24 protein-coding genes and 1 pseudogene are annotated in these 25173 nt (G+C 69.4%); 12 read left to right on the plus strand and 13 right to left on the minus strand.

Features of this window, described 5'->3' with window-relative positions; translation table 11 throughout:
• The first annotated feature begins 4 nt into the window (after positions 1-4).
• Positions 5-982: a LysR family transcriptional regulator gene (locus ACFO60_RS11645; RefSeq protein WP_380840036.1), complete on the plus strand. Its 978-nt coding sequence runs from the start codon at positions 5-7 to the stop codon at positions 980-982.
• On the opposite strand, the gene ACFO60_RS11650 is transcribed toward ACFO60_RS11645, so the two are convergent.
• From ACFO60_RS11650 to ACFO60_RS11670, 5 genes are all read right to left on the minus strand, one after another.
• On the minus strand, positions 868-1452 hold the full coding sequence (locus ACFO60_RS11650) for a glycoside hydrolase family 26 protein (RefSeq protein WP_380840037.1): 585 nt from the start codon (positions 1450-1452) through the stop codon (positions 868-870). The two genes, ACFO60_RS11645 and ACFO60_RS11650, sit on opposite strands and share 115 nt — an antisense overlap.
• Before the next feature lie 247 nt (positions 1453-1699).
• The gene (locus tag ACFO60_RS11655; protein WP_380840039.1) at positions 1700-2203 is read right to left on the minus strand and encodes a S26 family signal peptidase; all 504 of its coding nucleotides are present in this window, start codon (positions 2201-2203) and stop codon (positions 1700-1702) included.
• Positions 2200-3948: an ABC transporter ATP-binding protein gene (locus tag ACFO60_RS11660; protein ID WP_380840040.1), complete on the minus strand. Its 1749-nt coding sequence runs from the start codon at positions 3946-3948 to the stop codon at positions 2200-2202. The genes ACFO60_RS11655 and ACFO60_RS11660 overlap by 4 nt, the downstream gene beginning before the upstream one ends.
• An 85-nt stretch (positions 3949-4033) precedes the next feature.
• Entirely contained in the window at positions 4034-4618 is a 585-nt protein-coding gene (locus tag ACFO60_RS11665; RefSeq protein WP_380840042.1) for a TlpA disulfide reductase family protein, read from the minus strand.
• A gap of 9 nt (positions 4619-4627) precedes the next feature.
• The gene (locus tag ACFO60_RS11670; RefSeq protein WP_380840043.1) at positions 4628-5149 is read right to left on the minus strand and encodes a MauE/DoxX family redox-associated membrane protein; all 522 of its coding nucleotides are present in this window, start codon (positions 5147-5149) and stop codon (positions 4628-4630) included.
• A gap of 377 nt (positions 5150-5526) precedes the next feature.
• Here ACFO60_RS11670 and ACFO60_RS11675 point away from each other — a divergent pair, with 377 nt between their 5' ends.
• The 4 genes from ACFO60_RS11675 to ACFO60_RS11695 all read left to right on the plus strand — a co-directional run bounded on the left by ACFO60_RS11675 (position 5527) and on the right by ACFO60_RS11695 (position 10090).
• Positions 5527-8049 carry an ATP-binding protein gene (locus tag ACFO60_RS11675; protein ID WP_380840299.1) on the plus strand — a complete coding sequence of 841 codons (2523 nt, stop codon included), beginning with the start codon at positions 5527-5529 and terminating at the stop codon, positions 8047-8049.
• A 143-nt stretch (positions 8050-8192) separates the two neighbouring features.
• On the plus strand, positions 8193-8681 hold the full coding sequence (locus tag ACFO60_RS11680; protein WP_380840044.1) for a hypothetical protein: 489 nt from the start codon (positions 8193-8195) through the stop codon (positions 8679-8681).
• A 188-nt stretch (positions 8682-8869) separates the two neighbouring features.
• Positions 8870-9637, plus strand: a complete 768-nt coding sequence (locus tag ACFO60_RS11690) for a polymorphic toxin-type HINT domain-containing protein (RefSeq protein ID WP_417765079.1) — start codon at positions 8870-8872, stop codon at positions 9635-9637.
• Positions 9638-10090: a hypothetical protein gene (locus ACFO60_RS11695; RefSeq protein ID WP_380840045.1), complete on the plus strand. Its 453-nt coding sequence runs from the start codon at positions 9638-9640 to the stop codon at positions 10088-10090.
• A 252-nt stretch (positions 10091-10342) separates the two neighbouring features.
• On the opposite strand, the gene ACFO60_RS11700 is transcribed toward ACFO60_RS11695, so the two are convergent.
• The 3 genes from ACFO60_RS11700 to ACFO60_RS11710 form a co-directional block, all read right to left on the minus strand.
• Positions 10343-10642 (minus strand): hypothetical protein, encoded by a 300-nt coding sequence (locus ACFO60_RS11700; RefSeq protein ID WP_380840046.1) that lies wholly within the window; start codon positions 10640-10642, stop codon positions 10343-10345.
• A 192-nt stretch (positions 10643-10834) separates the two neighbouring features.
• Entirely contained in the window at positions 10835-11494 is a 660-nt protein-coding gene (locus ACFO60_RS11705; RefSeq protein WP_380840047.1) for a DUF397 domain-containing protein, read from the minus strand.
• 79 nt (positions 11495-11573) lie between these two features.
• Positions 11574-11864 (minus strand): hypothetical protein, encoded by a 291-nt coding sequence (locus ACFO60_RS11710; protein WP_380840048.1) that lies wholly within the window; start codon positions 11862-11864, stop codon positions 11574-11576.
• A gap of 505 nt (positions 11865-12369) precedes the next feature.
• Here ACFO60_RS11710 and ACFO60_RS11715 point away from each other — a divergent pair.
• The 4 genes and pseudogenes from ACFO60_RS11715 to ACFO60_RS11730 all read left to right on the plus strand — a co-directional run.
• Positions 12370-12525, plus strand: a pseudogene (locus ACFO60_RS11715) (helix-turn-helix domain-containing protein); the annotation flags it as partial.
• A 210-nt stretch (positions 12526-12735) separates the two neighbouring features.
• Complete coding sequence (locus ACFO60_RS11720; RefSeq protein WP_380840314.1) at positions 12736-13584, plus strand: hypothetical protein; 849 nt, start codon at positions 12736-12738, stop codon at positions 13582-13584.
• Positions 13585-14041: 457 nt separating this feature from the next.
• Entirely contained in the window at positions 14042-15415 is a 1374-nt protein-coding gene (locus ACFO60_RS11725; RefSeq protein WP_380840049.1) for a hypothetical protein, read from the plus strand.
• The gene (locus ACFO60_RS11730; RefSeq protein WP_380840051.1) at positions 15412-16530 is read left to right on the plus strand and encodes an ARPP-2 domain-containing protein; all 1119 of its coding nucleotides are present in this window, start codon (positions 15412-15414) and stop codon (positions 16528-16530) included. The genes ACFO60_RS11725 and ACFO60_RS11730 overlap by 4 nt, the downstream gene beginning before the upstream one ends.
• A 49-nt stretch (positions 16531-16579) precedes the next feature.
• Here the strand turns inward: ACFO60_RS11730 and ACFO60_RS11735 are convergent, their stop codons facing one another.
• The 4 genes from ACFO60_RS11735 to ACFO60_RS11750 all read right to left on the minus strand — a co-directional run bounded on the left by ACFO60_RS11735 (position 16580) and on the right by ACFO60_RS11750 (position 20487).
• Positions 16580-17425, minus strand: coding sequence for a hypothetical protein (locus ACFO60_RS11735; protein WP_380840052.1), 846 nt, complete (start codon positions 17423-17425; stop codon positions 16580-16582).
• A gap of 267 nt (positions 17426-17692) precedes the next feature.
• Positions 17693-19069 (minus strand): purine-cytosine permease family protein, encoded by a 1377-nt coding sequence (locus tag ACFO60_RS11740; RefSeq protein ID WP_380840053.1) that lies wholly within the window; start codon positions 19067-19069, stop codon positions 17693-17695.
• Complete coding sequence (locus ACFO60_RS11745; protein ID WP_380840054.1) at positions 19066-20022, minus strand: isopenicillin N synthase family dioxygenase; 957 nt, start codon at positions 20020-20022, stop codon at positions 19066-19068. Before ACFO60_RS11745 ends, ACFO60_RS11740 begins: the two co-directional genes overlap by 4 nt.
• Before the next feature lie 3 nt (positions 20023-20025).
• Positions 20026-20487 carry a nucleoside deaminase gene (locus tag ACFO60_RS11750; protein WP_380840056.1) on the minus strand — a complete coding sequence of 154 codons (462 nt, stop codon included), beginning with the start codon at positions 20485-20487 and terminating at the stop codon, positions 20026-20028.
• A 93-nt stretch (positions 20488-20580) separates the two neighbouring features.
• On the opposite strand from ACFO60_RS11750, the gene ACFO60_RS11755 reads away from it, so the two are divergent.
• The 3 genes from ACFO60_RS11755 to kynU all read left to right on the plus strand — a co-directional run bounded on the left by ACFO60_RS11755 (position 20581) and on the right by kynU (position 24508).
• A complete protein-coding gene (locus ACFO60_RS11755; RefSeq protein ID WP_380840057.1) occupies positions 20581-22083 on the plus strand; it encodes a PucR family transcriptional regulator in 1503 nt (500 codons plus the stop codon).
• 493 nt (positions 22084-22576) lie between these two features.
• Positions 22577-23218: an RDD family protein gene (locus ACFO60_RS11760; protein ID WP_380840058.1), complete on the plus strand. Its 642-nt coding sequence runs from the start codon at positions 22577-22579 to the stop codon at positions 23216-23218.
• A 114-nt stretch (positions 23219-23332) separates the two neighbouring features.
• Positions 23333-24508: a kynureninase gene (kynU, locus tag ACFO60_RS11765; RefSeq protein WP_380840059.1), complete on the plus strand. Its 1176-nt coding sequence runs from the start codon at positions 23333-23335 to the stop codon at positions 24506-24508.
• Positions 24509-24547: 39 nt separating this feature from the next.
• Here kynU and ACFO60_RS11770 read toward each other — a convergent pair whose 3' ends face one another.
• Entirely contained in the window at positions 24548-25000 is a 453-nt protein-coding gene (locus ACFO60_RS11770; protein ID WP_248966349.1) for a gamma-glutamylcyclotransferase family protein, read from the minus strand.
• Positions 25001-25173: the final 173 nt, after the last annotated feature.

Raw genomic sequence — 25173 nt, forward strand, 5'->3', positions numbered from 1 at the left:
GCTTATGCTTGATGTCCGCCGCCTGCGGCTGCTCCGCGACCTGGCCAGGCTCGGCACCATCGCCGCGGTGGCGCAGGCCCACACCTACACGCCGTCGGCCGTGTCCCAGCAGCTCGCCGCGCTGCAACGGGAGGCGGGGGTACCGCTGCTGGAGCGGACCGGCCGCGGCGTGACCCTGACTACGGCGGGCGTCGCGCTGGTCGAGCACACCGAGACCGTGCTCGCCGCACTGGAAGCGGCCGAGGCGACCCTCGCCGCCGCCCGGACCGGCCTGAGCGGGACCGTGCACATCGGAGCGTTCCCGACCGCCGTGCACACCCTGCTGCCGGCGGCACTGGTCGCACTGGGCCGTGACCATCCGGGGCTCGCCCTGATGGTCACCGAACTGGATCCGGCCGCCGCTCCCGAGGCGCTGCGGGAACGGCACCTCGATGTGGCGCTGCTGCACGACTACGACCTGGCCCCTGTCGAGCCCGACCCGGCGCTCGACTCGACGCCCCTGCTGGACGAGACGGTCTTTCTCGCGATCCCCGGCACCGCGGACACCGCGGCGCCCGCCGACTCGATCGGGGCGGTGCCCAACGACCCGATCGGCGGCTTCCTCGACGCGGACCGGATCGGCGGCTTCCGGGACGCGGACTGGATCGTGGCCTCGCCGGGCACCCTCTGCCATACCGTGGCCATGCGCGCCTGCCAGGCGGCGGGGTTCACGCCACGGGTGCGCCACCACGTGGACGACTTCAGCGCCGTCCTGACGCTCGTCGCGGCCGGTCAGGGCGTCGCCCTGGTGCCGCAGCTCGGCATCGGCCGGCTCCCGGACGGTGTACGCCTGTTGCCGCTGCCGGCGCGGCGCAGAACCCGCATCGCCTACCGCCGCGGAGCCGCCGAGCACCCCGCGGTCGCCGTATGCGTCCACGCCATCCGCACGGCCACCGAGAGCCACCTTTCGAAGCCCCGACCCGGCAAGACTGCGATGTCTTGAAGCATCGCCGGACGATTGACGTGATTCCGCCCTCCGAGTTCCGCGACGGCGTACGGCTTGTTCTGCGATCGGGCGACCTCAAGCCCCGGACGGCTCGCGTTGTGAGCGGCCATCGTCTCGGAGTTCGCCTCATCGAAGCCGTATACGTCCCACGCCATGACGTCGACGTACGCCGAGCCGGGATAGTAGTCCTGCCAGTGCCTGCCGCTGCGCTCGCTGAGCGTCCAGTCCATCAAGATCGTAGTGGCGAGCAGCCGTGAGTTCCCGGCTTCGCCGGCAAGGCCCTCGATGCGCCTCCACGCCGCTTTGTACTCCTCCGCGGTGAACCGCCCGTCGCTGATGTCGTCTTCGGGTTCGTGGTAGAAGCACCAGAAGACGTCCCGGTCCTGCGGGGCACTCGCGAACCACGAACGCAGATTTACGTCGTGCTTGCCCGCTGCCACGTCCTTCGGAGGGTACTTGAACGACACGACGGTCGTCCGGCCCGGGGTGTTGCGCTTCGCGTCAGTCCACGCTCCTGGGGCGCCGGGACAGAAGACTCGCAGAGCCGGGAGCCTGCCCTGTCGGGCATCGGCGGCCGCCAACGCCTCGGTGAACGTCTGCCCCGGCGGTTGAACAGCACGGCACCGACGGCGGCAACCGCCGCGACGATTCGCCTACAAGTGTTCCTTCCTTCCATGGCCGAGGCAATCCCGACCTCCTTGCTCTGTTTGATCTTCAGGCGGCGCGGCCGTCTCGTGGTGAGACAGGACGAGGGCGGCTCTGGATCTGGCTTCCAAGCGCACGGAGCACCACGCCGAGCACCTGTTCGGCCCGTACCGTGCCGAACTGGCGGGAGTCCCAGCTGAAGTCGGCGTTGTCGCCAAGGACGACGAGCCGGCCTGGACCGACGACGCCGTCGGGCCGCCGAGCCCAGTCGGGCAGGAACGCCGGTTCCGCATCGCCCGCCACGGCAACGACCCGCTTGATCACCCAGGGTGAGCCGGGGGTGTCGGCAGAACCGCCTGCTCTGCACGGCCCCGGCTCGGTGACCACCACAATGTCGCCCTTGCCTAGCGTCTCCGCAGGCACCCGTCGCACCAGCACCCGATCTCGATGCCGCAGGGTCGGTTCCATGCTGGGCCCGCTGACCGATACCACCACCAGGCGCCGCCGGAGCACGATGACAGCGATCGCGGCGGCGAGCGACAACCCTCCCATGCTGATCAGGACGGCGATCATACGAATGCCTCCGGATCCGAGGAGCGATAACCGGCCGCTTGCAGCGCGAAGAGCCGCGCATACTCGCCGTCATGCGCCAACAGGTCGACGTGGGTGCCGCGCTCGACAACCTGCCCGCCGGACAGGACGACGATCACGTCGGCCTCCCGCACCACCCCCAGCCGGTGTGAGATGAGCACGCTGGTCAACCCACTTCTGTGCGCGCGGAGCCGTGCGTGTACCTCGTGCTCGGCCTCCGCGTCCAGAGCGGAGCTCGGTTCGTCAAGGACGAGGAGGTCTGGCTTGTCGAGCACGAGGCCGCGAGCGATCGACAGCCGCTGCCATTGCCCTCCGGAAAGAACCACCCCGGTCTCCGGGTCGGCTCGGTCGGCTTCCGAGAAGAAGATCCGGGTGAGCATCGTCTCGTAGCCGTGACGGAGCCTGGCGATGACGTCGTGCACACCGGCCTGCCGTGCCGCGCGCTCGATCCGGGGGAGATCCGACAGGGCAGTCAGGTCTCCGATCCCGATGTTCTCCCTCGCCGTCAGATCGTACGCGGTCGCGTCCTGGAAGACGGCGCGGATCCGGCGCCTCAATTCCACTGGGTCGAGGTCGCGCACGTCTGTGCCGTCCCAGAGAATCGCCCCGCGGGTCGGGTCGTAGAAGCGGCACAGGAGCTTGATCAACGTGGTCTTACCCGCGCCGTTGAGCCCGACGACGGCGGTTACGCATCCAGCCGGGAGCGTGAGGTTCACCCCGCGCAGCACCCAGGGCTGGTCGTCGGCGTAGCGGAACCACACGTCACGCAACTCGATGCCGCGTTCCAGCGGCGGTGTCGGTAGCGGATCCGGGCGGACCGGCAGGTCTGGGCCGGCGTCGACAACGGCCAGGTAGCGGCCGAAGAGCGCTAATGCCTCGTGCACTGACACCGCTTCGGTGACCAGGCTGGCGAGAGCACCTTGGACGGAACCCACCGCGGCGATCACGAGTGCCACGTCGCCGACGGTCAGCGTTCCGACCACGGCTGAACGGACCACCCACAGCAGCAGGGCGCCCGCCACGGTGGCTCCCAGCACAGCCAGCCCGCCCTGGACAGCCAGCTGGCGCCGGTCGATGCGGCGATGTGCGTCGTTGATCGTCCTTATCTCCGCCGCCATGCGACGCCAGAGGTACGGGCCGGCGCCGAACAGCCGTAGTTCCTTCGCGGTCTGCGGATTGGTCAGCAAGCTGGAGTAGAACAATTCTCTACGTTCGGCCTGGCCGATCTCGGTCACCATCGCCACCCGGCGTCTGCTCAGCGCAAGCTCGGCCAACAGGGCCGGAACTGCGGCGAACACGACCGCGACGGCCACCCAAGGGTCGAGCATGAGCAAGGTACCTGCGAAGCCGAGGACCGTGATCAGCGCCTGAACAGCGCCAAGGCCTCCGTCCAGCACATCCCCGGGGCGGCTTACACCGCTCGACCTGGCGATCTGAAGGCGGTCAAGGAACGCCGGATCCTCGAAACGGCGAAGACCCACGAAACGATCGACCGCGGCGTAGAGACGCGAGTTGGCGAGAAGAAGCACTCGACGGCCGGTCTCGGCCTGCAGGTAACGGACGGCGTGAGGTACAAGCGCGACGGCCACCCCAACGGCGACCAACGTGGCGGTCAGCCCGAGCACGTCCGGCCACCGAATCGAACCGGCCACAAGCCGGTCGATCAGGAACTTGGTCAGCCACGCGGCTGTCGGCGGTGCGAGCCCGCTGAGGAGGGAAAGCCCCAAGTAAGCCGAGCTCTGTGCGGGAGCGGCATCTCGGACAAGCGACACCGCTCGCCTGGCGACATGTAGTGACATCAGCAGGGAACGGTCAGCCCGCAGCGGACATGGCCACGGCGTTACGATCGACGACGGCATGGAGCTGGTAGTGCGACGCCGTGACCAGGCCACTCGACACCAGGATGAACGCGGGGAAGCCGGTCACTCCGAATGCCTTCTGGATAGGCCCGCCATCGGACTCCACCACCACCGTGGCCACCGGTCTAAGGCGCTCGACGGTCTCCGCGGCCTCCTCGCTGGTGCCCACGACGATGGCCAGCCGCGTGTCACGGCCTCCCGGCCGGTCGGCCGCGAACTCGACGAAGGCGGGCAGCTGTTCCTTGCACGGCGTACAATCCGGGGAGAAGAAACCGACCAGCGGGCGATCGCCGAATGAGCCGAGGGTGACCGACTCTCCATCAACCGTGACGGCCGTGAACTCGCCGATCGGAGAGCCGTCCCGGAGCGCGACATCACCGAGCGAGACCAGACCTCCATTCGAGGCGGTGCCGCCGCTGCGCAGGGTGGCCAGCTCCGCGGAGTGCTCACGCAACCGACGTATGACGCCGACACTGAGCAACAGGTTGAGGGCGCTCAGCAGGCCGATGAGAACCATGGTCGCGGCTACGTATGCCATCGGGTCTCCTTAGGAAGTCGGAGAGGGTACGAAAAGCTCGACCAGGTCGTCCAGCAAGGTGACGATCACACCGCCCAGACCACCCGCGAGAAATGCGATTAGCCATCCCGTAGAGGCCGGGGAACCAGCCGGTAGCACGAGACCGGCCAGCGCGACGGCGACGAGCAGGAGATTACGCACCAGATGCCGACCGCTCAGCGGGGCAGGCGAAGCCCCGAAACAGCGGCACGGCACCCCGCCATCGCGCGCGAGCACCACCGCCACCCCCGCGGTGAGCACGGCGAGCAGAGCAATCGCGGCGGCGAACCCGGCCTGTCGGGTGAGCGGAACCGCCAGCAGCACCGCGACGCAGCCCTCGGCGGCGGCGAGCGTGGCGGCGACGAATGCCGCCCGTGAGCGGCTGACCAGACGCATCGCGGCCAGGGATGCCGCGAAGGCGCGCAGGGCCCGCCCGCCGCGCAACTTGCTCACCGCAGAGGCGAGAAAGACCACTGCGAGCAGGCCCTGGCACCCTGAAACAACAAATGCCACTTAGCAGCCAGCGCCAACGTTCTTGCAGGGGCCCGTATACACCGAACCGTCGTCGTAGAGGCACACGGTCCGCTTGTACAGGTAAATGCCGCGGCAGTAGCAGGTGTTCTCTCGGCAGACGCTCGCGGCGCGTGCGGTCGCCTTGGGCGCGAGGGCACCGATGAGACGGTCGGTGAAGCCGGTGATCCTTCGGGTCATCTGAGCCTCCTGTGCAGCCGGCCGCCCGTCGCGATCCGGCTGCCTTCATCAAACCCGGCGGCTGATCGGCGCACCATGACGCTCAGCCTGACGTTGAGCCGGAAGTTGATCAGGACATAAGGTGTGGACGTTCACACGTGATCTAGGGAGGCGTCATCGTAGGGGACGCGTTTGGTGCGCTGCTCCGGTCTCACCGGCTTCGTCTCCGCCTCACTCAGGAAGCGCTTGCTGAGCGTGCGGGAATCAGCTCCCGATCGGTGGCCGAACTGGAACGCGGTCGCGGCCGGAGTCCGCGACCCCGTTCATTGGAGCAGCTGGCAACGGCGCTGGACCTGGACGGCCAGGAGCGGGAGGAGTTCGTCGCCGTCGGCCACGCGCTGTTCTGGGCCAGCCGCACCGGCCGGCCAGACCGCAACCTGCCGGAAAAAGGCATCCCTGCCGCCAACCTGACGTGGAGGCAGCTGCCCGCAGACTTTCCCGACTTCGTCGGCCGCGACGAGGAGCTCGGGTTACTGGCTGCCATCCTCCACCCTGACAACCACAACCCAAGGCTGGCGGTGCTCTCCGGGCCACCAGGCGTCGGTAAGACAGCCCTGGCCGTACACGCCGGCCACCGGTTCTCATCGTGGTTCCCTGACGGGCATCTGTACGCGGCGCTGCGCGGTGCCACCGCCGATTCCGCCGACCCCGCTGAGGTACTCGCCCAATGGCTGCGGGCGCTCGGCGTGCAGGGATCGGCCTTGCCCGCTGGTATTGACGCGCGCGCCGCGCTGTTTCGGGACAGGCTGGCAATGCGGCAAGTGCTGCTTGTCGTCGACGACGCAGGCGGGTACCGCCAGGTGGAGCAGCTACTACCGGCCACGGGCATCTCAGTAGTAGTCACCAGCCGATTGCCGCTGACCGGCCTTCCTGGCGTGACCTCTATCGACCTGCGGCCGCTGCCTGGCCCGACCGCTGTCAAGCTACTGTGCCAGGTGGCCGGTGAGGATCGGGTGCGGGCCGAGCCCGCAGCAGCGGCCGAGCTGGTGTCGGCGTGCGGCGGACTGCCACTGGCCGTCCGGATCGCCGGGGCGCGGCTGGCCGCGCGTCCGCACTGGACGGTTGAGGCCTTCAATGAGCGGCTGGCCGACGAACGCCGGCGACTCGACGAGCTGCGCCACGGCGACCTGGCCGTGCGTCCGGGGCTTCACCTCGCCTATCAAGGGCTCACACCCGCCGCCGCCCGAGCGTTCGCGCTGCTCGGCGAGCTGGGGGTGCCGTCCTTTCCAGAGTGGTCTGTGGCCGCCCTACTGGGCGTCGACCCGGCCGCGGGAGCCGCTGTCCTGGAAGAGCTGCTCGACGCGCGGCTGTTGGAGGCGCTCGGCTCCGACCGGGCCGGCCAGTCGCGATATCGGTTCCACGACATTACCCGGATATACGCGCGCGAGCGCAGGGAAGCCGAGATCGACCAGGCCGAGTGGACGGCCGCGCTGGCCCGTGCCGCCACCGGCTGGCTGGCCATGGCCCGGCAGGCTCAGGACGGCCTGGACTGCCTGCGTCTCTACCTCGACGACAGGGACCACACAGCGACCATCACCGATCAGCGGGCGTCCGCCGTCGCCGCCGACCAGCCTGTTGAGTGGTTCGAAGCCGAGCGGGAGGCGCTGGCCGTGCTGGTGTCGGCCTGCGCCGAGGCAGGTCTGGCCGCGACGGCGCGCTGCCTAGCCGGCTGCAGCGCCGATTTCTACGAGCTGCGGGGATACTATGACGACTGGCAGCGGGCCGTGAGCGTGGCGCAAGTCGCCTGCCGGCGGGCCAATGATCGGTCGGGTGAGGCGACCATGCTGCGCGGTCTCGGCAGCTGCCTGATTGAACTTGACGATTCGGACGCCGCCCTCTCAGCCCTGTACCCCGCACGGGCGCTGGCAGAAGAGATCGGCGATCTGGCCGGTGCTGCCTTGGCGGGCAGGGAAATCGGCTTCATGCTGAGCATTACCGGCCGCGTTCAGGAGGCAGAGGCTGAGCTGCGTGCGGCCGCCGAGGGGCTGGAACAGGCCAACCTGCCTCTCGCCAGGGCCCTTGCGCTCACGAGCCTCGGATTCCTGCTGCGAGAACGGGGTGAAACGGCCGGCGCCCTTGACGCCATCTATTCCGCACTGAGGATTGCCCGCTTGTGTGACGGACGCTCCACAGAAGCCTACGCCTTGCGAATTCTCGCCAGCACTCTGCAGGTGTGCGATCGGCCTCAGGAGGCGGAGCGGGTGGCCCGCGAGGCCGCCACCCTCTTCGAGCAGATCGGTGACCTGATCGGCGCCGCGCAGAGCCTGCGAGCGCTGGGCGAGGCGCTGGCGCATGAACCACACCGGTTGGACGAGGCCGAAGAGGCGTTGACCGCTGCGGCCGCTCTGTTTCGTGACCAGGGATATCGCTGGGGACTGGCGCTCACCGAGCTGAGCCTCGGTGAGATCGAAGTCCGCCATGGTGACCCCCGAGCCGCCGAGCGACTCCGCCAGTCCCTGCGGTACTGGACCGACGAGCAGGTCCCAGCCCTACAAGCGCGCACGCTCGTCGCCCTCGCAGCCGCCTGCGAGCAGCTGGGCGACCCCTCCGCGCGCGAGCTGCTTATGCAGGCGTACGAGCTCTACCACGCGCTGAAAGCGCCCGCTGCGGCCGAGCTCGCGGTGCGGCTCGGGATACTCGAAGGCACCACGTCGCCGACATGAGCGGCTTTCCCAGCTTCGTCGCCCTCGAGACGAAGCGCCTCGACCGCACCGTCGCCGATGCTTCTCACCGTAAGGATTGGTGGTCACGGTGAGACCAGCGGTTGCGTGTCGGGGGCGCGCTGGATCGGTTCTGTGGGAAATGGATGTCGGTCGATGAAGCCTACGACGCGGCAGGGGCGAACACCCGCACCACAGACGGGCGGGGCAACGCGTTCCTGACGACCTACAACACCCTCGGCCGGGTGGAGTCGCGCATCGAACCCTCGACCCAGGCTCACCCCGGCTCGGCCGACCGTACCTGGACCATGTCCTACGACGCGGCGGGCAACCAGGTCGACGTCCAGCAACCCGGCGGGGTCCGGATCACCAACACCTACGACAACTTGGGCCGCCTGGTGACCGAGGCGGGGTCCGGGGCCGAGGCCGCCACCCAGAGCAACACATTCGGGTACGCCCTCGCAGGCCGCCGTACCAGCGCGAACGATCTCAACTTCACCTTCAACGACCGCGGGCTGCTGCTGAAGACCGCCAAAAACGGGGACATCGGGCGACCTGTCGTCGTTCGGCTACGACGCCAACGACCGGCTCGCCCAGCGCACCGACGCCTCCGGCTCAGCGACGTTCACTTATGACAACGCCGACCGCCTGAAGACCTTCAGCGACCCGGTGACCGCCACCACCCTCACCTACGGCTACGACAACGCCGACCGGCTCACCGGCATCGACCACCTACGACGCCCTGGACCGCGTCGTCAGCCGCAGCCAGGGCGGGGTACTGAGCCGCTACGTATACGGCGACCTGGCCAACGACATCGTCGCGATGACCAGCGACGCGGGCACCGTGCAAAGCCGCTACAGCCGAGGCCTCGACGGCGAACCGATCGAAATGGCCGACGGCACGCACAAACCCATCGAAGAAGTTCAGGTCGGCGACTTCGTCCAGGCGACCGACCCGGAAACAGGCCAGACAGGTCCCCGCCTCGTCCTTGACCTCATAACAGGCGACGGCGACAAGAGCCTCGTAGAGATCACAGCCGACACCGACGGCAAGCGAGGCGACGCGACCGGCGTGGTCATCGCCACCGACGGCCACCCCTTCTGGGCCCCCGAGTTCCACAAATGGCTCACCGCCGCCGAACTGCGCGTCGGCACCCTCCTCCAAACCAGCGCCGGCACCCACATCCAGATCACCGCCATCAAGAAGTGGACCGCCGCACACCACGTCCGCAACCTGACGGTTGCAGGCATTCATACCTACCACGTCCTCGCGGGCGACAAGGCAATCCTCGTCCACAACGATGCCCCTGGCGCTGATCCCTTCTTGCCTGAGGAATATTATCGAAAGAAGGAAAAAGGGCGTGCGCCCATCAAGGGTGCGCCCTATGAAATGTATGAGCGGTTCTACTCGGATGGTACGATCAGGCAGGTTGCAACGTATGACCGTTTCGGTGACCGTGTCAGACAGTATGATGATCCTGCCGGAGGTGGCAGGCATGGATTTGGTTACCACGAATTCGATTATGACGCGAGAGATCAGCGTCACCCAGGTGGAGGCGGCAGGCGTTCTCCCCAGATCGACCTCTGTTAGGTGAAGATTCTGATGCCTCGGTCATATCACGTTTCAGACGCAGAGGGATGGCAAGCGCTGCTGGACGCTGTAGACGGGTTCAGAGACGGAGTGATTCAAAGCTCTCTCTCGCTGAGTACCGGATATGTTGATCGCGACCTTAACCAGGTGGCGCCGAACGGCTGGACGTCTTGGTTCTTGCTGCAATTCCAGCATGAGCGCCCATCGACTGCTCTGCTCAGAATGAATGACGTAAGTCGAATATGCGTGAATGACGCACTCGACGTCTGGCCGGCAGAAGCGGCTTTCGGTGAGCCGTCACGCTTTGAGATACTCAATGTTGACATCGTCTGTGGGAGTATTGACGCGATGCTTCTTGACGATAGCTGGCTCGGCCCATTCGACTTGGATCGTCTCAAGAAGGTGATACTGGCCTGTGAACGAATGGCTGACAACGAGGGGGGTGGCGACTAGAAACTAGACCGTGTATCGAAGTCGGTCAGAGCCATTTGTTGCTCGCGCCATGAGATCAGTGGCCTCGTAGCGCACGGGGAGTTTGTCCAACCCGATGACTACAGCGCGGTGGCGTTTGAGCCGGTGCGCGCCACAACGTGGCGCTGTTTGTAGAGCTTGAGGTCGAAGGTCGGCGGTCGGCCGCCTTTTGTGCTAGCCGTCTATTTGGTGATACCGGGCGACTGCCCTCGCCTCCGCGCACGGGGAGCGATGTCAGATGTTAGGACAGGGGTGGGGGGCGTGGCGGTTGGGGGTGCAGGAGGTGGTGTTGAGGGTGAGGAATCTGCCTGCTGTTAGCCAGATGCCCCATTGGACGTCTACGCCGCCGGTGAGTGATTCCTCAGCGTTTCGTAGCCGGTGGTCCAGGCCGATGTGGGCCTCGTCGGCCGGGTGGAGGAAGGACGGTTCGGCGGCCTTGTAGCGTTCGGCCAGCCAGGTCAGGGCCTCGGCGACCGTCCTGGGGGAGGCTTCGATGCGGCCGGCGGGTTTCAGTAGCCAGTCGCAGGTGCGCATGGGGGGTAGAGGCGAGGCCCGGAACGCGGCGAGGTCGCCGGGGGGTAGTGGCGGGCGGCGTTCGCCTTCGCGGCGTTGTTCGTCGCCGATTCCGGTCCATGAGTAGCAGTGAAAATGCATGGGCGCCCCGTACGGTGAGGGTGGCTCCCGCCTGTCTGCGGCGGGCGGGAGCCACCCGGGGTGGTGGTGTCGCTAGATGGTGGTCATGCCGGCGGTGCGCAGCTCGGAACCGCTGAAGCGGAGCGTCCCGGCATCCGGGTTCTTGCTGTCACGCAGGGCGAACGCGTCGTCAACGCCCGGAATCGGGGCCAACTCGACGCATGCCTCTCCCTCCTCGCCGGTGTTGCCGCCGCACAGCGGGGTGAACGCGGCGCCGGTGAGGTCGCGGTCGTACAGGTTGTCCATGTGCTGGGTTTCCTTTCTGAGAGAGGTGGGACGGCCCGGCGGGTCCGCCGGACGATTCGTGGCCGGAGTCGGGGTCCGGTCTTCCGGGCAGCCGTTCTGGTGGGCGATCTCTTCCTGGACGGCCAGGGCCATCACCAGGGATTCGGCGTCGGGACGGGCGATGCCGGGCAGCAGACCGGCGCAGCGCTCGGCGTGGGTCGGCGGTACGTGGCGGGTGGCGCACCAGCCGCCCGGTGTCCCGTCGGTGCGGAAGAGGCGGCGGACCTGCCAGCCGGGATAGGCCTGCTCCATGAGGGCGATCTGCCGCTCGATCAGGTCGTGGATCGCCTGCGGCAGGGGTGTCGACGTGACGTCGCCCGTGGGCATGGGGATGTGGCCGCCGACGGAGATCCGTGCGTTGGTGGACATGCCGTACGGGTCGCCGAGGGCGTGGTCGGGGTGGGTCATCGTGCCGCCCACGGGTAGCCAGGCCGGGGCATGCCGTAAAGGTCGCCGAGGGCGTGGTCGGGGGTGGGGGCGGGGTGGGTCATCGTGCCGCCATGGACAGCGAGGCGGGGGACAGGGCGGTTTCCAGTTCGGCGTCGCGCATCAGGTCCTGGAGTTCGTGCACCGTGGCCGCCTCGACCCTCAGCGGGGTGGTGTGCCAGGCGGCGATGGCGAGGAAGCGTCTGCTGCCTACGCCGTAGGACACGAACCAGGCCGGTTCGAGTTGGTCGAGTTGCGCGGCGGCGGCGCGCTGGGGCAGGTCCCAGCGCCTGGGGCGGACGGGGCCGGGCCGTACGCCGCCCGCCCTGTGCCGTCCCGGTCGCCGGCTCACGAGCGGTCCCGGTCGTCGGCTCATGGGCCGTCCCGGTCGCGGGTTCGCAAGCTGTCCCGGTCGGCTCATGACGTCGCTCCGGGCCGGTGCGGCGCGTGCCGGTTCGTGGAAGGCAGGTGCGGGTTGTGCCGGTGCGATCCTGTTCCGCCCGGAGGGGCGCCCTTGGGAGGGGGTGGGCTGTCGCCGGGGGCGCTGTCCGGCGGGGTGAGGGGTTGGTCGGGACTCCAGCCGGCTTGGATCGCTTCGCTGCCCATAACCTTTGGCATGGTCAGGACTCGCCTTCCTGATCAAGGACCCGCCCGGACGTTGCAGCGCCGGGCGGGTCTGCTTTTACCCAGGTCTTTCTGCCTGGTGGATGTCATAGTGGAAGAGCTTTCGGAACGGTCCAAGCGGAACGTTGATGGGGCGCGCATTCCCATCAATCCATCACGGGGAGTTCTTCATGCCGCGCGCATGTGAGCCGGTCGCCCTCGGTGAGTCGCCATGGCATCTACTGGGTGCATTTATGCGCCATTGGCGGGAGGAAGTTCGCAATCTTTCGCAGCGTGAACTGGCCAGAGCGGCCTTCGTCGATCAAGGAGAGCTCTCCAGGTGGGAGCGCGGGATCGCGCGTCCGCACGCCGATCACATCAAAGGGATCGATGATGCTCTGGGGGCTGATGGGCGACTTGTAACACTTCATGGGTTGGTTGTGGAAATCGACCGGCTACGTACACTCGCAACAAAGGGGAATACCGACGAGGAGGACGCCACGGAACGCCGACAGCTTCTGCGATTCGCCGCGACCAGCGCTGTTCTCGGAGCGCTCGGAGTACCCGGCGAACCCGTCCGACAGCTTCTCAGCCTGTCCCTGAGCAACGATTTCCGCGCTATGGACGATTGGGAGGTGAGCTGCTCCGATCACCTGCACGCGCTTCGCACCCGACCTCCCGCGCAGGTGGCCGCCGATCTGGCCGTCGACCTGATGACGGTGCGCCGGCAACTGGACGCCTGCGCTCCCGCCGAGACGGCCGGGCTGCACCGCATCACGGCCACGCTCTCGGCCGTCCACGCGAACGCGCTGACCCGCCTGGGCGATCACGGCGCCGCGATCCGCTGGTGGCGCATCGCCCGCCAGTCGGCGGACCTCTCCGGCGACTTCGGGCTGCGTCTGCTGGTGCGCGGTGAGGAGGCCGGTCACGGGTTGTACGGCCAGCGCGCCCCTGAGACCGTCCTCCGCCTGGTCGAGTCCGCCGAGCAGATCGCCGGAGCGCCCAGCGTCGACCTGATGACGACGCAGGCGAAGGCGCTGTCGATGCTCGGCCGGCACGACGAGGCCCGTCAGACGTTGCACGCGCTCGTCCGGCTCGCCGAGACCAGCAACCGGTCCGACCCATGGGGCTTCTGGAAGCCGGATCAGATCCATTTCGCGGAAAGCTGGGTCTACGCGGGTGCCGGTGAGGAGGCCGCTGCGGGCAAGGCGCGAGATGAGGTGCTGCGACAGACCGGTGACTACCAGTACAAAGCGAACATCGCCCTGCACGGTGCTCTGTGTACGGTCACCCGGGGTGGTACGGACGAAGGGGTCCGGCAGGCGGCGGCGACGATCGGCGGGATGTCTCCGGCGTATCGCAGCACCCACATCCTGGAGACGGGCCGCTTGGTGCTCCGCGCCGTGCCGATGGCCCAGCAAGGCCGTCCGGCGGTCATGGAGTTCCGGGAGGTCCTCGCCACCACGTAGACATCGAGGCATGTCTGAGCTGGTGCGCTGTCCACGGACGTTCGCCGGGTCGGGCACCGTACGGCGGCGCCGACATCGCCGTACCACGACTCGCCGACCCGGCGCCGGCCACATCCAGCACACAGCGGGTGGAGAACGGCACCCCGGTGAAGGTATGTGGTCACCACGCTGGCGGAGGCGGGTAGGGCCGGGGGTGGTGCGAACCGGCCGGGTGCGTACGGGCCGAGGGGGGTGCGTGTGTACAGGACGGGGTGGTGCGTGGGGGGTAGGTTGCCGGCGGCGTCGGCGCTTGCTGGACAGATGCGGTGATAATCCCTCGCTTGCTCGTAAAGGGTCTTGCTAGGGTCGAGCCTTGGGCCGGCCGCGGGACTCCAGTGCGACTTCCGGAACCCGCCTTTGAAGCGATGCTTCGCAGTTCGTGCTCTCATTCCCCGGCCGGTCTGCCTTGTGAGGGGCGATGGACACCTACGCCGACCTGATCGAGTGCGAGGACGTGCTGCTCTTCGCCAACGCGGCCATCACGTCGACCGGCCAGCGCGAGTTCCACGGGTCGGCTCACGAGCAGCGGCTCTCGCTGGACTTCCTGCACCGCTACATCCAGGGCAACTATCCCGACCTGTACGCGGCGACGCTCGCCCTGGACATCAACGACCACAACGCCGCGCTGATCATCCGTAACCTGCTGAGGGAACCGGGGGCGGGCGACGGGCGGCTGATCGCCTGGCGGCTCGCCCGCATGAGCCCGCCGCGCGTCTACCGGCTGTTCCGGGAGCTGCGACGCGAGGGGATCAACAACAGGCGCACCCGGGCGATCGTCCGGGGCTGGCTGGCGGCGCGTCCCGACCTCGCCTTCGACGCGGTCAAGTACCGCTCTGCGGTGAAGGGGGCGGTACGGCACGCTCATCTGCGCCTTCCGGGCGAGCTCGGCGACTTCCTGTTCGCGCCGCGCAGCCGTACCCGGTTCGCCACCCCGATTCTGGAGGCGTGGCGCCGGGCCCATTACGAGAGGGCGGCGCTGTACGAGCTGCCGTACACGGTGGCGGAGGGCTTCGCCGCCCGTCACGGGATCGACCGCGAGGTCTTCATGGCGCGCATCGCCCCCCGGCTGACCTCGCTGGAGCGGCTGAGGCTCACCAGGTCGGCGAGGAAGGACGGTGTGGACACCGAAGCGGACCTGGCGGCCATGCCGCTCGTCCGCCTGGCCTCCTACGCGCTGTCCCGGCCGTCTTCGGAGCGCCGCGACGAGTTCGCCGCCGCGCTGCGGGCCGCGGCCGCCCGGGTGGCCGGTGCGCGCGCAGGGACGTGGGGGAAGGTTACGGCGGTCCTCGACGACAGCTTCTCCTCCTATGGGTCGCCGGCCAAGCGCCGCCGTCCCCTGGCGGTCGCGCTGGCCTGCCACTATCTGCTCGAAGCGCTGGCCGGTTCCTACCAGGGCCTGTGGCTCTCCCGGCGCGCCGACCCCGTGCCGGCCCGACCGCTCGGGCCGACGCCGCTGGGACAGCGGATCATCGACGCCTTGGAGCAGCGCCCTGACCGGCTGGTCATCGTCTCCGACGGCTGGGACAACGCGCCGCCCGGGCTGGCCGCGGAGGTGCTGCGTGTCTGGCGGCGCAGGCTCGACCCCGCCGGGGAGGTCGGCATCGTGCATCTGAACCCGGTCTACGACGCCGAGCGGTTCGACGTGCGGCGCGTGTCTCCCATGGTGCCCACAGTGGGCATCCGGGACGCCGAGGATCTGCCCGCGCTGGTGGAGCTGGCCGCGTTCGCCCAGGGCCGGACCGGTCTGGACGAGCTGCGCGCCTACCTGGAGGACAGGGCGGCACGGCGTTGATCGAACTCAGTGGACTGATGACGCGTCCCGCGCAGACCTGGGGCTCGGTACGGCTGGTGCCGCTCGTGCGCCCGGAACCGATCAAGGACCTGCGGCTGCACCCCGTGGTCTACGGCGACGAGCTCTCCATGGTGTCCCTGCCGGACAAGACCGTTTACACCGCCTACATCCCGCACGCCTTCGTCGCGTCGTGGACCGGGGACGGCACGCCGGCCGCCACGTACGGCACGCAGCTCGGACGGCCGCTGCGGCACATGGGCATCAGGACGCGGCGCCGCATGGCACGGCGCGTGGAGAAGAACCGGCTGCGCTTCCTGCCCCTGCACCTCGCGCTGGAGGGCTTCCTCGCCCTGCACTTCGGCGGCCCGACGGTGGCCTGGGAGGAATGGACCCACCAGGCGGTCGCCCATGGACTGTCGCCCCGTGTCGAGGAGGCCTACACCGGCGCGGAGGTCCGTGGGCTCGACGACGCGCTGCGCGTCTTCGAGATTTACGCCGGGCAGTGCGGCGTGCTGCTCTACGTCGGCGACACGCTGGCCGCCGCCTTCGTCGTGCCGCATCCCGAGGACTACCGGGCGTTGCATCCCACGCTGGTCCGTGACCTGTACGGCGAGCTGATCTACCAGTACGCCCTGTTCCATCCGGCCAGGGACGTGCCCGTCGCGATCGACGAGGCCGCGGTCTCCTCGCTCGCCGACCTGCGGGCGCAGGCTACGCGGTGTGAGCGGGAGTGGGCGGACTTCCACGATTCGGTCATGGCGGCGGGGCTGCGGGCCGCGCCGGATCGCGAGGAGGTGGTCTACCGGCTCGGCCGTTTCACGCTCCGGCGTTTCCTGCCCTCCTTCGAGCGGCAGCGGGAGAACCACATCGGCGAGATGATCACCGACGAGTCCGGGCGGCTGGCGTACCTGAAGACTTTCCGGCTCTCGGAGGCGCAGAGCCGGCGCGGTCACCTGCTCAGCGTGCTCGCCCGCCACGACTGGCACCTGCCGAGCGCCGCCGCCGCGCTCGGCACCGACCAGGCGGCCCTGGGGCTGCGTCTGGAACGGGCCGGCTTCGGGCACCTGCTCCGGCAGGACGTCCTGGACGCCTACCGGAAGGCCGGTCGCCCCTGAACGCCGGCGAGCGCGTCACCGAGGTCCGTACGGTCACAGGGTGACGTTGCTATTTGAGCCAGATCCGTAGCGGGCCGATGGGGGTGAAGCCCTGCTGGAGAGGGGCCTCCAGGTCGTCGGAATGCTCGTAGCCGACCATGGGGCGGGTGGGGAAGAGGGTGGAGGCCATCGTGACGGTGCCTTCCCAGGCCGCCTCGATGTCGCATCCAGAGGCGAAGACGTTGGACACGCCCACCACCTGGTCGCTGGTGTTGAGGGCGGAGCCGCAGACGATGTCGCCGTCGATGCGGCCGGCCAGCAGCGTGACGGCGGGGTCGGCGAGCAGCACGGCGGGGAACAGGACACCTTCGTAACCGGGGAGAAGGCCGGTCTCCCAGTCGCGCAGGCCTGCCGCGGTGGTGATCGTGCTCCAGGCGATGGGATCCCCGGTGGCGGCCCGCAGGTCGGGCAGGCGACCTTCGAGAGCCGCTGGCGCCACGCCTGGCCTCTCGGACGTCGGGCTGCGAGGGATGGGCGACGGAGCGCCTGGCGTGGAGGGGAAGTCGCGAGGGCTGGGGGACGGCACGCCTGGTTCGGACGTCGGGCTGGCAGGGGTAGGCGCTCGGAGGATCCACTGGGCGTCGAACAGGATGCGGAAGCCGGCGTCGCGCAGGTCGAGCCGGGCGAAGCCGTCCTTGACCGAGGGTTCGGGGGAGTCGAGCTCGATCGCTGCGAGCACGGCGTCGGCCGACGCGGCCGGGGTGAGGGTGACCGCGTCCGGGTACAGCGGTGGCGACCTGCGCGGGTTGGACCACAGGGAATCACTGAACGTCCCCGGCATGCCATGCGCGCGGCACATCGAGTCGCACCACTCGGCGTTGTTCCGCACCGCCGCCTGTAGCCATATGTCAGCCATGGCGGCATCCTTACTAGGTAATTCCGGTTGCTGCCAGACTTGCCCGGTGACTTCTCCCCCCATCTCGCCACCGGAAGCGATCGCCGCGCGGCGATACCGGCTCGGCGCGAGTCGCTCAAGACCTCGGCCGGCGCGGCCATCGCTGGTGCCCACGGTGAGGGGAAGCCGCCTGAGCAGCGGGTAGGCGTGGCCAGACGAGCGGGTTCGGCCTGGGCGGCGCGGCGCGTGGGAAAGGGCCCCGTGGCGCCGGGCGCCACGGGGCCGGGGTCAGCGGCGCAGGGGTTTGAGCGCGACGTAGACGACGCCCGCGATCAGGAAGCCGGCCTCGAACGTGATGTCGCCCACCGCGGGGAACCGGCTCGGGACCAGGCCCACGTACAACTCCTGGTTGCAGAAGAGCCACACCGACAGCACCACGCCGACGAGCATGGCGATCGGCCCCGCGGGGCTGCGGTGCGACCGGTCGTACAGGCGGGCCAGGGGCACCTCCCCGCGGCGCAGGTACTGGTCGGTCAGCACGACGGCCAGCCACGGGCCGATCCAGTACGAGATGACGAGCAGGAAGGACTCGTACTTGTGGCCCGCGTCCTGAAGTCCGGTGAGGGCCACGACGAAGCCCACGACGCCGCACGCGACGGCGGTGAGCGCGCGGCGCATCGTGAGCGGGAGGCGCACGCCCATGGTGAGCAGGGACATCGCGCCGGAGTAGACGTTCAGCGCGTTCGCCGAGACGGCGCCGAGCGCGATGGCCAGCAGGGTCAGGCCGGCGATCAGGCCGGGCAGGTGCGAGGTGAAGGCGGTGGTCGGCTGCCCGAGGGCGTCGCCGCCGATGGTGACCGACGCCGCGCCCACCACCTCCAGCAGCACGCACGGGACGAACACGCCGAGCCCGGCCGCGAGCCCCACGGCCCGCTTCCCGGCGTCCGGCGGCAGGTAGCGGGTGTAGTCGGCGGCGTAGGGGTTCCAGCCGGCGGCGTACCCGAAGGTGGCGCCGACGGTGAGCAGGAACCCGCCGAGTCCGCCGCCGCTGCCGGCGAACCCCGGGTCCGCCCGCGTCAGGATGATCACCGACGCGACCAGGAAGATCACGGCGAGCACCGGGAAGGCGTACCGCTCGAACGCCTGCACCAAGTTGTGCCCGAAGAAGCCGAGCACCACCATGGCCGCGACCACGACCACCAGGCACAGCCACGCCGGCAGCCCGGTCAGCGTGTTGAGCGCCAGCGCCCCGCTGACGCTGTTCACCGCGAACCAGCCGATGCCGGCCGCCACCGTGTTGAACGCGGACGGCAGCAGGTTGCCCCAGTAGCCGAACGGCAGCCGCCCGAGCACCATCTGCGGCACCCCCGCCGCCGGGCCGCGCGCCGACAGCACGCCGTGCGACAGCGCGCCGAGCCCGGTGCCCACGGTGACCGCCAGCACGGCCTGCCAGAAGCTCAGCCCGAACGCGGCGACCGCCAGCACGCCGAGGAAGATGGTCGCGAATTCGAGGTTGGGGGACATCCACGTCCACAGCAGTTGCCGGGGCGTGCCGTGCCGGTCGGCCAGGGGGATGAACTCGACACCGCCGGGTTCCACCGCGGTGACCTTCGCGCCATAGTCGCCTTCGCGTACCGCGACGCCGGGGGGTTCCAGAACCGTCATACCGTGATCGCCTTCAGTTTCTCCATGAGGTATTCGTGCGCGATGACCGGAGGATGCGTGACCGTGCCGATCGGCGGCCCCAGGGACTCCACCTCCGCCAGGGGGTCGCACTCGTAGAAGTAGATGAGGGACACCAGTTCCTCGTCCGGGGCGCTCGGGTCGGGCGGCAGCACCCGGTGCCGCGTGGAGCGCCAGCGGTCGCCGGTCCAGCGGGCCAGCAGGTCGCCGATGTTGATGGTGAAGGAGTCCTCGGCGTACGGCGCGTCGATCCACTCGCCGTCCAGGGTGAACACCTGCAGGCCGCCGACGCCCTGCTGCCGGTCGAGGACGGTCACCGTGCCGAAGTCGGTGTGCGGGCCGATGCGGAACTGGCCGGGCTCGGGCGGGCCGACCTGCGACAGCGGCGGGTATCTGTTGATGTTCATCGTGTACGACGGGTGGCCGGCCCTCGAGGTGAAGAAGCCGTCCGGCAGGCCGAGCGCCGCCGCGCAGACGACGAGCAGCTCATCGGCCAGGGCGCGCATGCGGGCCAGATACTCGGTGACCAGGCTCCGGAGCTCGGGCACCTCCGGCGGCCACACGTTCCGCAGGAACCACTCGGCGTCGATCAGCGGGTCGCCGATCGGGTCGTCGGCGCCCACCGCGAACGTCTCCTTCAGGTCCGGCGGGGTGGGAGTCCCCTCGGCGTACCCGTTGGCCTCCACACCGGGCGGCAGCCAGCCCCGGCCGCCGACGGTGACGGCGTAACGCCGCTTCACCTCATCGGGCAGCGCGAAGAACCGCTTGGCCGCGGCCCGCACCCCGGCGCGCAGCTCCGGCGGCACCCCGTGGCCGGTGACGAGCAGGAAGCCGATCTCGCGCAGCGCCTGGTCGACCCGCCCCGCCACCTGGGCGCGATCGGCGGCGCCGCCCTGGAACCATGGGGTCAGATCGACGATCGGGACCGTCTTCATGGGTCATGAATCCTCTCCGATGTCCTCGTTCCACAGCGCCGGGTCGGCGGCGATGAACGCGGTCATCAGCTCGACGCATTCGGGGGAGTCCAGCACCGTGACGGACACGCCGTTCTCCGCGAGCCACTCGTGCTGCCCGGTGAAGGTGCGGCTCTCGCCGACGACGAGGCCGGTGATGCCGAACTGGCGGATCAGCCCGCTGCAGTACCAGCACGGGGACAGGGTGGTCACCATGGTGGTGCCCCGGTACGTCCGCTGGCGTCCCGCGTTCCGGAACGCCGCGGTCTCCCCGTGCACCGAGGGGTCGCCGTCCTGGACGCGGCGGTTGCGTCCCCGGCCGAGCAGGCGACCGTCCGGGCCGAACAGGGCCGCGCCGATGGGGATGCCGCCCTCGGCGAGCCCCTTCCTGGCCTCCTCCAGCGCGACGGCGAGCATCGCGGCCGGGTCGGCTGCTTCGCTGGTCATGGGGCAACTATCCCCCGGAAGGCGCCCTGCGAGAACGGACAGATCGTCCGTATTATGGCCACCCTCACCAGACAATCCGTAAAGCGGGTAGGTATGCCGCTCACGCTTCGCGAACTGCTGGCCTTCGACGTACTGCGCGAGGCCCGGCCGCGCGTACTCGCGGGCGATGCCTCGCTGGACCGCGTGGTGCGCTGGGTGCACTCCAGCGAGATCTACGAGATCGGGCCGCTGCTCACCGGGGGTGAGCTGCTGCTCACCACCGGGCTCGGGCTCGCGGGCACCGACGCGGGCGCCCGGCGGCACTACCTGCGCGAGATCGCGCAGCGCGGGGTGGCGGGGGTCGCGCTGGAACTCGGCCGCACCTTCCCCGAGACGCCGCGTGAGCTGGTGGAGGAGGCGCGGCGGCAGGAGCTGCCGTTCATCGCGCTGTACGCGGTGGTGCCGTTCATCCGGATCATCGAGCACGTCAACACGCTGATCGTCGACTACGCCGGCCGGCGGCTGCGCCTCGGAGACCGGGCCACCCGGGCGCTCAACGAGACGCTCATCGCGGGGGCCGGGGTGGCCGGGGTGCTCGCCACCGGGGCCGAGGTGATCGGGGCGCCACTGGTGCTGGTGGCGGCGAGCGGGGCGCTGGTCGCCGCGCACGGTGTGGCGGGTGACCGGGAGGCGTGGCGGGCCGTGGAGCACGCAGGGTGCGAGACGCCGGTCACCCTGCACGGGGGGCCCTGGGGACGGCTGGTGGCGGGGCCGGGGTCGGCGCTGCCCGGCGAGGACCTGATGATCGCGCTGGAGCGGACGGCCGTCGCGCTGGCCCTGGCGATGCTGCGCACCGGCAGCCCGCCGAGCGAGCGGGACCAGCAGGTGTCCGCGCTGCTGCGCGACCTGATCGAGGGCACCGCCGAGGCGGACGCGGCGGTGCGGGCCATGATGGCGGGGTTCCAGCTGCCGCCCGGCCACGTGCTGGTCGGGGTGGCCGCCGAGGCGGTGGAGACCGCGGCGGCGCTGGCCGTTGTCGACCGGGCCGCGCACATCCTGCACACCTCCGCGATCCGCGGCCGGGTGTCACGCCTGGTGCTCGGCGCCTTGGCCGTCCCCCCTTCCCTGACGGACACGGTGGGCGCCGCCGCCCAGGCTTTGGAGGAGGCTCTGCGCAGGCTCAGCGCCACCCAGCTCCGCGTCGCCGTGGGGCCTCCCGCCGCGGACCTCGCCGACCTCGGCCCCTCCCTCCGCGACGCCCGGGCCGCCCTGGGCCTGCGCCGCGCCACCCCCGTCGTCACCACCCGCGCCCTGGCCCTGGACCTGGAACTCACCCGCCACTTCGACCCCTCCCACGCGGCGGACCTGGTCCGCCGCGCCATCAGCCCCCTGGTCGACTGGGACCGCACCCACCGCACCGACTTGGTGACAACCCTGGAAACCTTCCTTCTCCACGGTTGCAGCCCCACCCGCACCGCCGCCGCCCTCCACCTGGGCCGCCAATCCTTCTACCAACGCCTCCACCGCATAGAAACCCTCCTGGGACACCCGGTCACCGACCCCACCGTCCACACCGCCCTCCTCCTGGCCACCACCGCCCACCGCCTCCTCCGCTGACCATCCAGCAGACCCCGCCGGCGTGGCCATCCACCATGTCGCCGGTCTTCGGCACGTAGTCGTGCACGAGGTCGGCCGTGCCCCTTGTCCCCACCTTGAAGGTCGGCTCCATGGATTCACTGCTGGCGGTGAAGGACCGCTGCCCCGTGAGGTCGGATACCAGGCCGCAGCCGGTCGCCAGGGACGCCGTCAGCAGCATGATCGGCAGGATCACCCGGAAGCGTTTCATGAGCGAGTACTTTCGCTCATCGACCCTTTGTCCGACATGGCGGCGCCTAACGATTCGACCTCCGCGGCCGTCACCCAGGTGGCGAGGTGATCCAGGGCACCCGCTATATCCAGGGCAACTATCCCGATCTATACGCGGCGACGCTCGCCGCCCGTGACCGGCCGAATCGGCCTCAGGTGGCGTTGTTCCCCGCAGTGGCCAGTACCCCTTTGTCCGCCATGTCGGTACGTCGCGGGGAACTCCGGCCGCTGCCAGACTTGCCCGGTGACCTCACCCCCCATTGCGCCGCCGAAGACGGTGATCGCCGCGCGGCGGTACCGGTTCGGCGCGAGCCTCATCGATGCGCTGATCTTCGGTGTGATCAGCTATGCCATCACGATGATGGCGGCGCCAGGCCTCGTGGACGGCGACGACCGGTCCGCCGTAGCACAGGACCAGGGCGCCGCCTCCGGCTGGCAGGATTTCGTGTTCGACAACCCCTTCGCCGGAAACCCGTACTGGTACATCGATGTGTCCGTGGTCATCCTCTGGTTCCTGTACTTCTGGATCGGCCATGCCTTCTGGGGGCAGACCATCGGGAAGCGGCTGTGCCGGTTGAAGGTCGTCAGCCGTGATGGCAGGCCCTTGACGACGTCCCAGGCCGGCGTGCGCTCTCTTTTGTACATGGCGGTGACGCTGCTGCCCTATGTCGGATTCCTCCTCTCGCTGGTGAACGTCGCCTGGATCTTCGGTCCGAGCAGAAGGTGCCTGCATGACGTCGTGGCGGGCACCGTCGTGGTCGACCTGAACGCCGTGGCCCAAGGATCCGGCGGTTCTCGCGGGGGTTCGGGACGTCGCATGCTCGTCGGAGGGCTGCTGGTGATCGGCCTGCTGTACCTCGGGCTCCTGTGGCTGGCCTGGAGCTGACGGCCGGGGGAGTTCGTTCCTGGGTGGGTGGTGTTCCGGAGGAAACGTGTATTGCGTAACGTTCGTCGGGAAATGGGCTTTTGGTGGTGAGGTCGGCAGGCGGAGGGCGCGGGCATGGGTGACCTGGTCGAGCGGGCGGCGAAACTGGACGCCGAGGACCCCCTGAGGCGGGTGCGGGACGAGTTCGATCTCGATCCCGATGTCGTGTACCTCGACGGGAACTCGCTGGGGGCGCCGCTGCGGCGGGTGGCGGAGCGGGTCGAGCACGTCGTCCGGGAGCAGTGGGGACGCAGGCTGATCAGGTCGTGGCCCGAGGGCTGGTGGACGGCGCCGGAGCGGGTGGGGGAGAAGATCGCTCCGCTCGTGGGCGCCGCGCCCGGCCAGGTCGTCGTGGCCGACTCGACCAGCGTCAACCTCTTCAAGGCCCTCGTCGCCGCGGTCCGCATGGCGCCGGGACGGCGCGAGATCGTCGTGGACGCCGCGACCTTCCCGACCGACGGGTACATCGCCGAGTCGGTGGCCGAGCTGACCGGGACGGTGCTGCGTCCCGTGCTCGCCGACGAGCTCGACGGCGTGCTGAGCGACCGGACGGCGGTCGTGCTGCTCAACCACGTGGACTACAGGACCGGGCGGCTGTACGACATGGCGGCGGCCACGGCCAAGGTGCACGCGGCCGGGGCCAGGATCGTGTGGGACCTGTGCCACAGCGTCGGCGTGCTGCCGATCGAGCTGGACGCGCTGGGGGTGGATCTCGCGGTCGGGTGCACCTACAAGTTCCTCAACGGCGGCCCCGGCTCGCCCGCGTTCATCTACGTGCCGCGCGGACTGCAGGGGGAGTTCCGGCAGCCGCTGTCCGGCTGGGGCGGGCATCGCGACCCGTTCGCGATGGACGCGCGGTACGAACCGGCGCCCGGCATCGCCAGGGCGCGCGCCGGGACCCCCGACATCCTGTCGCTGCTGGCGCTGGACGCCGCGCTGGACGTCTGGCAGGACGTGGATCTGGCGGACGTGCGGGCCAAGGGTCTGGCGCTGACCGAGTTCTTCATGGAGTGCGTGGACGAGCTGGTGGGGAACGCCGTCGAGGTGGTGACCCCGCGCGACGACCGGCGCGGCCACCAGGTGTCGCTGCGCCACCCGGACGCCGAGACCCTGGTCGTCGACCTGACCGCCCGCGAGGTCATCGGCGACTACCGCACCCCCGACATCCTCCGCTTCGGCTTCGCCCCTCTATACGTCCGCTACCAGGACGCCCTGCGAGCGGCCACTGCCCTCGCCGCCCTGCTCGCCTAGGTCCGGCCGCCCGGTCGGGGGGCTCGACGGCCCTCGGGGTCAGCCGCCTATGGAGGTGCAGGGGCGGGTGCGGAGGTCGGCGACGTAGTCGTCGGGGGCGCCGGCCTTCTCGGCGGCGTCGGCGAGGATGCCGAGGTAGCGGGCCGAGGGCAGGCCGCCCTCGTAGTCGTCGAGCACGTAGAACCAGGCGACGACCTCGCCGTCGAGGGTCGCGACGCGCAGACGGACCTTGTGGTAGAGGCCGAGCACGGCGCCCTCCCACTGGTCGAGCGACTCCTCGTCCCATTCGGGCACGTCGTAGAGGACGACGAAGACGTGTTCGGCGGGGTCTTCGGCGATGGTGGCGAGGGCGCCCTCCCAGCCGACGTCCTCACCGCCGAAGGTCAGGCGCCAGCCTTGCAGCCAGCCCGTCCCGCGCATGGGTGAGTGGGGAGCCCGCTGAGCCATCTGCTTCGGGTCCATGTTGCTGCCATAGGCGGCGTAAACAGGCACGGCATCTAAGACTAATCCAAGATCGGCTTCAGGGCCCGGCCCGGCGGTTCCAACACGCGCGCGTCCATGGGCGGGCGGCAGCTTTCTTCCGGTGACCCGCTCTGGGACCCGTGGATTCATAGGGGTTTTTCGGGGTTAATCAACGTTTTTTACGGGTCTTCACATGTTCTGAC

It is taken from the genome of Sphaerisporangium dianthi (assembly GCF_042654065.1).
Taxonomy (GTDB): domain Bacteria; phylum Actinomycetota; class Actinomycetes; order Streptosporangiales; family Streptosporangiaceae; genus Sphaerisporangium; species Sphaerisporangium dianthi.

Bases quoted from the DNA above. Each gene is read 5' to 3' on its own strand.
- ACFO60_RS11645 (WP_380840036.1), top strand. From the start codon at position 5: ATGCTTGATGTCCGCCGCCTGCGGCTGCTCCGCGACCTGGCCAGGCTC.
- ACFO60_RS11655 (WP_380840039.1), bottom strand. From the start codon at position 2,203: ATGATCGCCGTCCTGATCAGCATGGGAGGGTTGTCGCTCGCCGCCGCG.
- ACFO60_RS11665 (WP_380840042.1), bottom strand. From the start codon at position 4,618: ATGGCATACGTAGCCGCGACCATGGTTCTCATCGGCCTGCTGAGCGCC.
- ACFO60_RS11680 (WP_380840044.1), top strand. From the start codon at position 8,193: ATGTCGGTCGATGAAGCCTACGACGCGGCAGGGGCGAACACCCGCACC.
- ACFO60_RS11690 (WP_417765079.1), top strand. From the start codon at position 8,870: ATGACCAGCGACGCGGGCACCGTGCAAAGCCGCTACAGCCGAGGCCTC.
- ACFO60_RS11700 (WP_380840046.1), bottom strand. From the start codon at position 10,642: ATGCGCACCTGCGACTGGCTACTGAAACCCGCCGGCCGCATCGAAGCC.
- ACFO60_RS11705 (WP_380840047.1), bottom strand. From the start codon at position 11,494: ATGACCCACCCCGACCACGCCCTCGGCGACCCGTACGGCATGTCCACC.
- ACFO60_RS11720 (WP_380840314.1), top strand. From the start codon at position 12,736: ATGGACGATTGGGAGGTGAGCTGCTCCGATCACCTGCACGCGCTTCGC.
- ACFO60_RS11725 (WP_380840049.1), top strand. From the start codon at position 14,042: ATGGACACCTACGCCGACCTGATCGAGTGCGAGGACGTGCTGCTCTTC.
- ACFO60_RS11735 (WP_380840052.1), bottom strand. From the start codon at position 17,425: ATGGCTGACATATGGCTACAGGCGGCGGTGCGGAACAACGCCGAGTGG.
- ACFO60_RS11740 (WP_380840053.1), bottom strand. From the start codon at position 19,069: ATGACGGTTCTGGAACCCCCCGGCGTCGCGGTACGCGAAGGCGACTAT.
- ACFO60_RS11745 (WP_380840054.1), bottom strand. From the start codon at position 20,022: ATGAAGACGGTCCCGATCGTCGATCTGACCCCATGGTTCCAGGGCGGC.
- ACFO60_RS11750 (WP_380840056.1), bottom strand. From the start codon at position 20,487: ATGACCAGCGAAGCAGCCGACCCGGCCGCGATGCTCGCCGTCGCGCTG.
- ACFO60_RS11755 (WP_380840057.1), top strand. From the start codon at position 20,581: ATGCCGCTCACGCTTCGCGAACTGCTGGCCTTCGACGTACTGCGCGAG.
- kynU (WP_380840059.1), top strand. From the start codon at position 23,333: ATGGGTGACCTGGTCGAGCGGGCGGCGAAACTGGACGCCGAGGACCCC.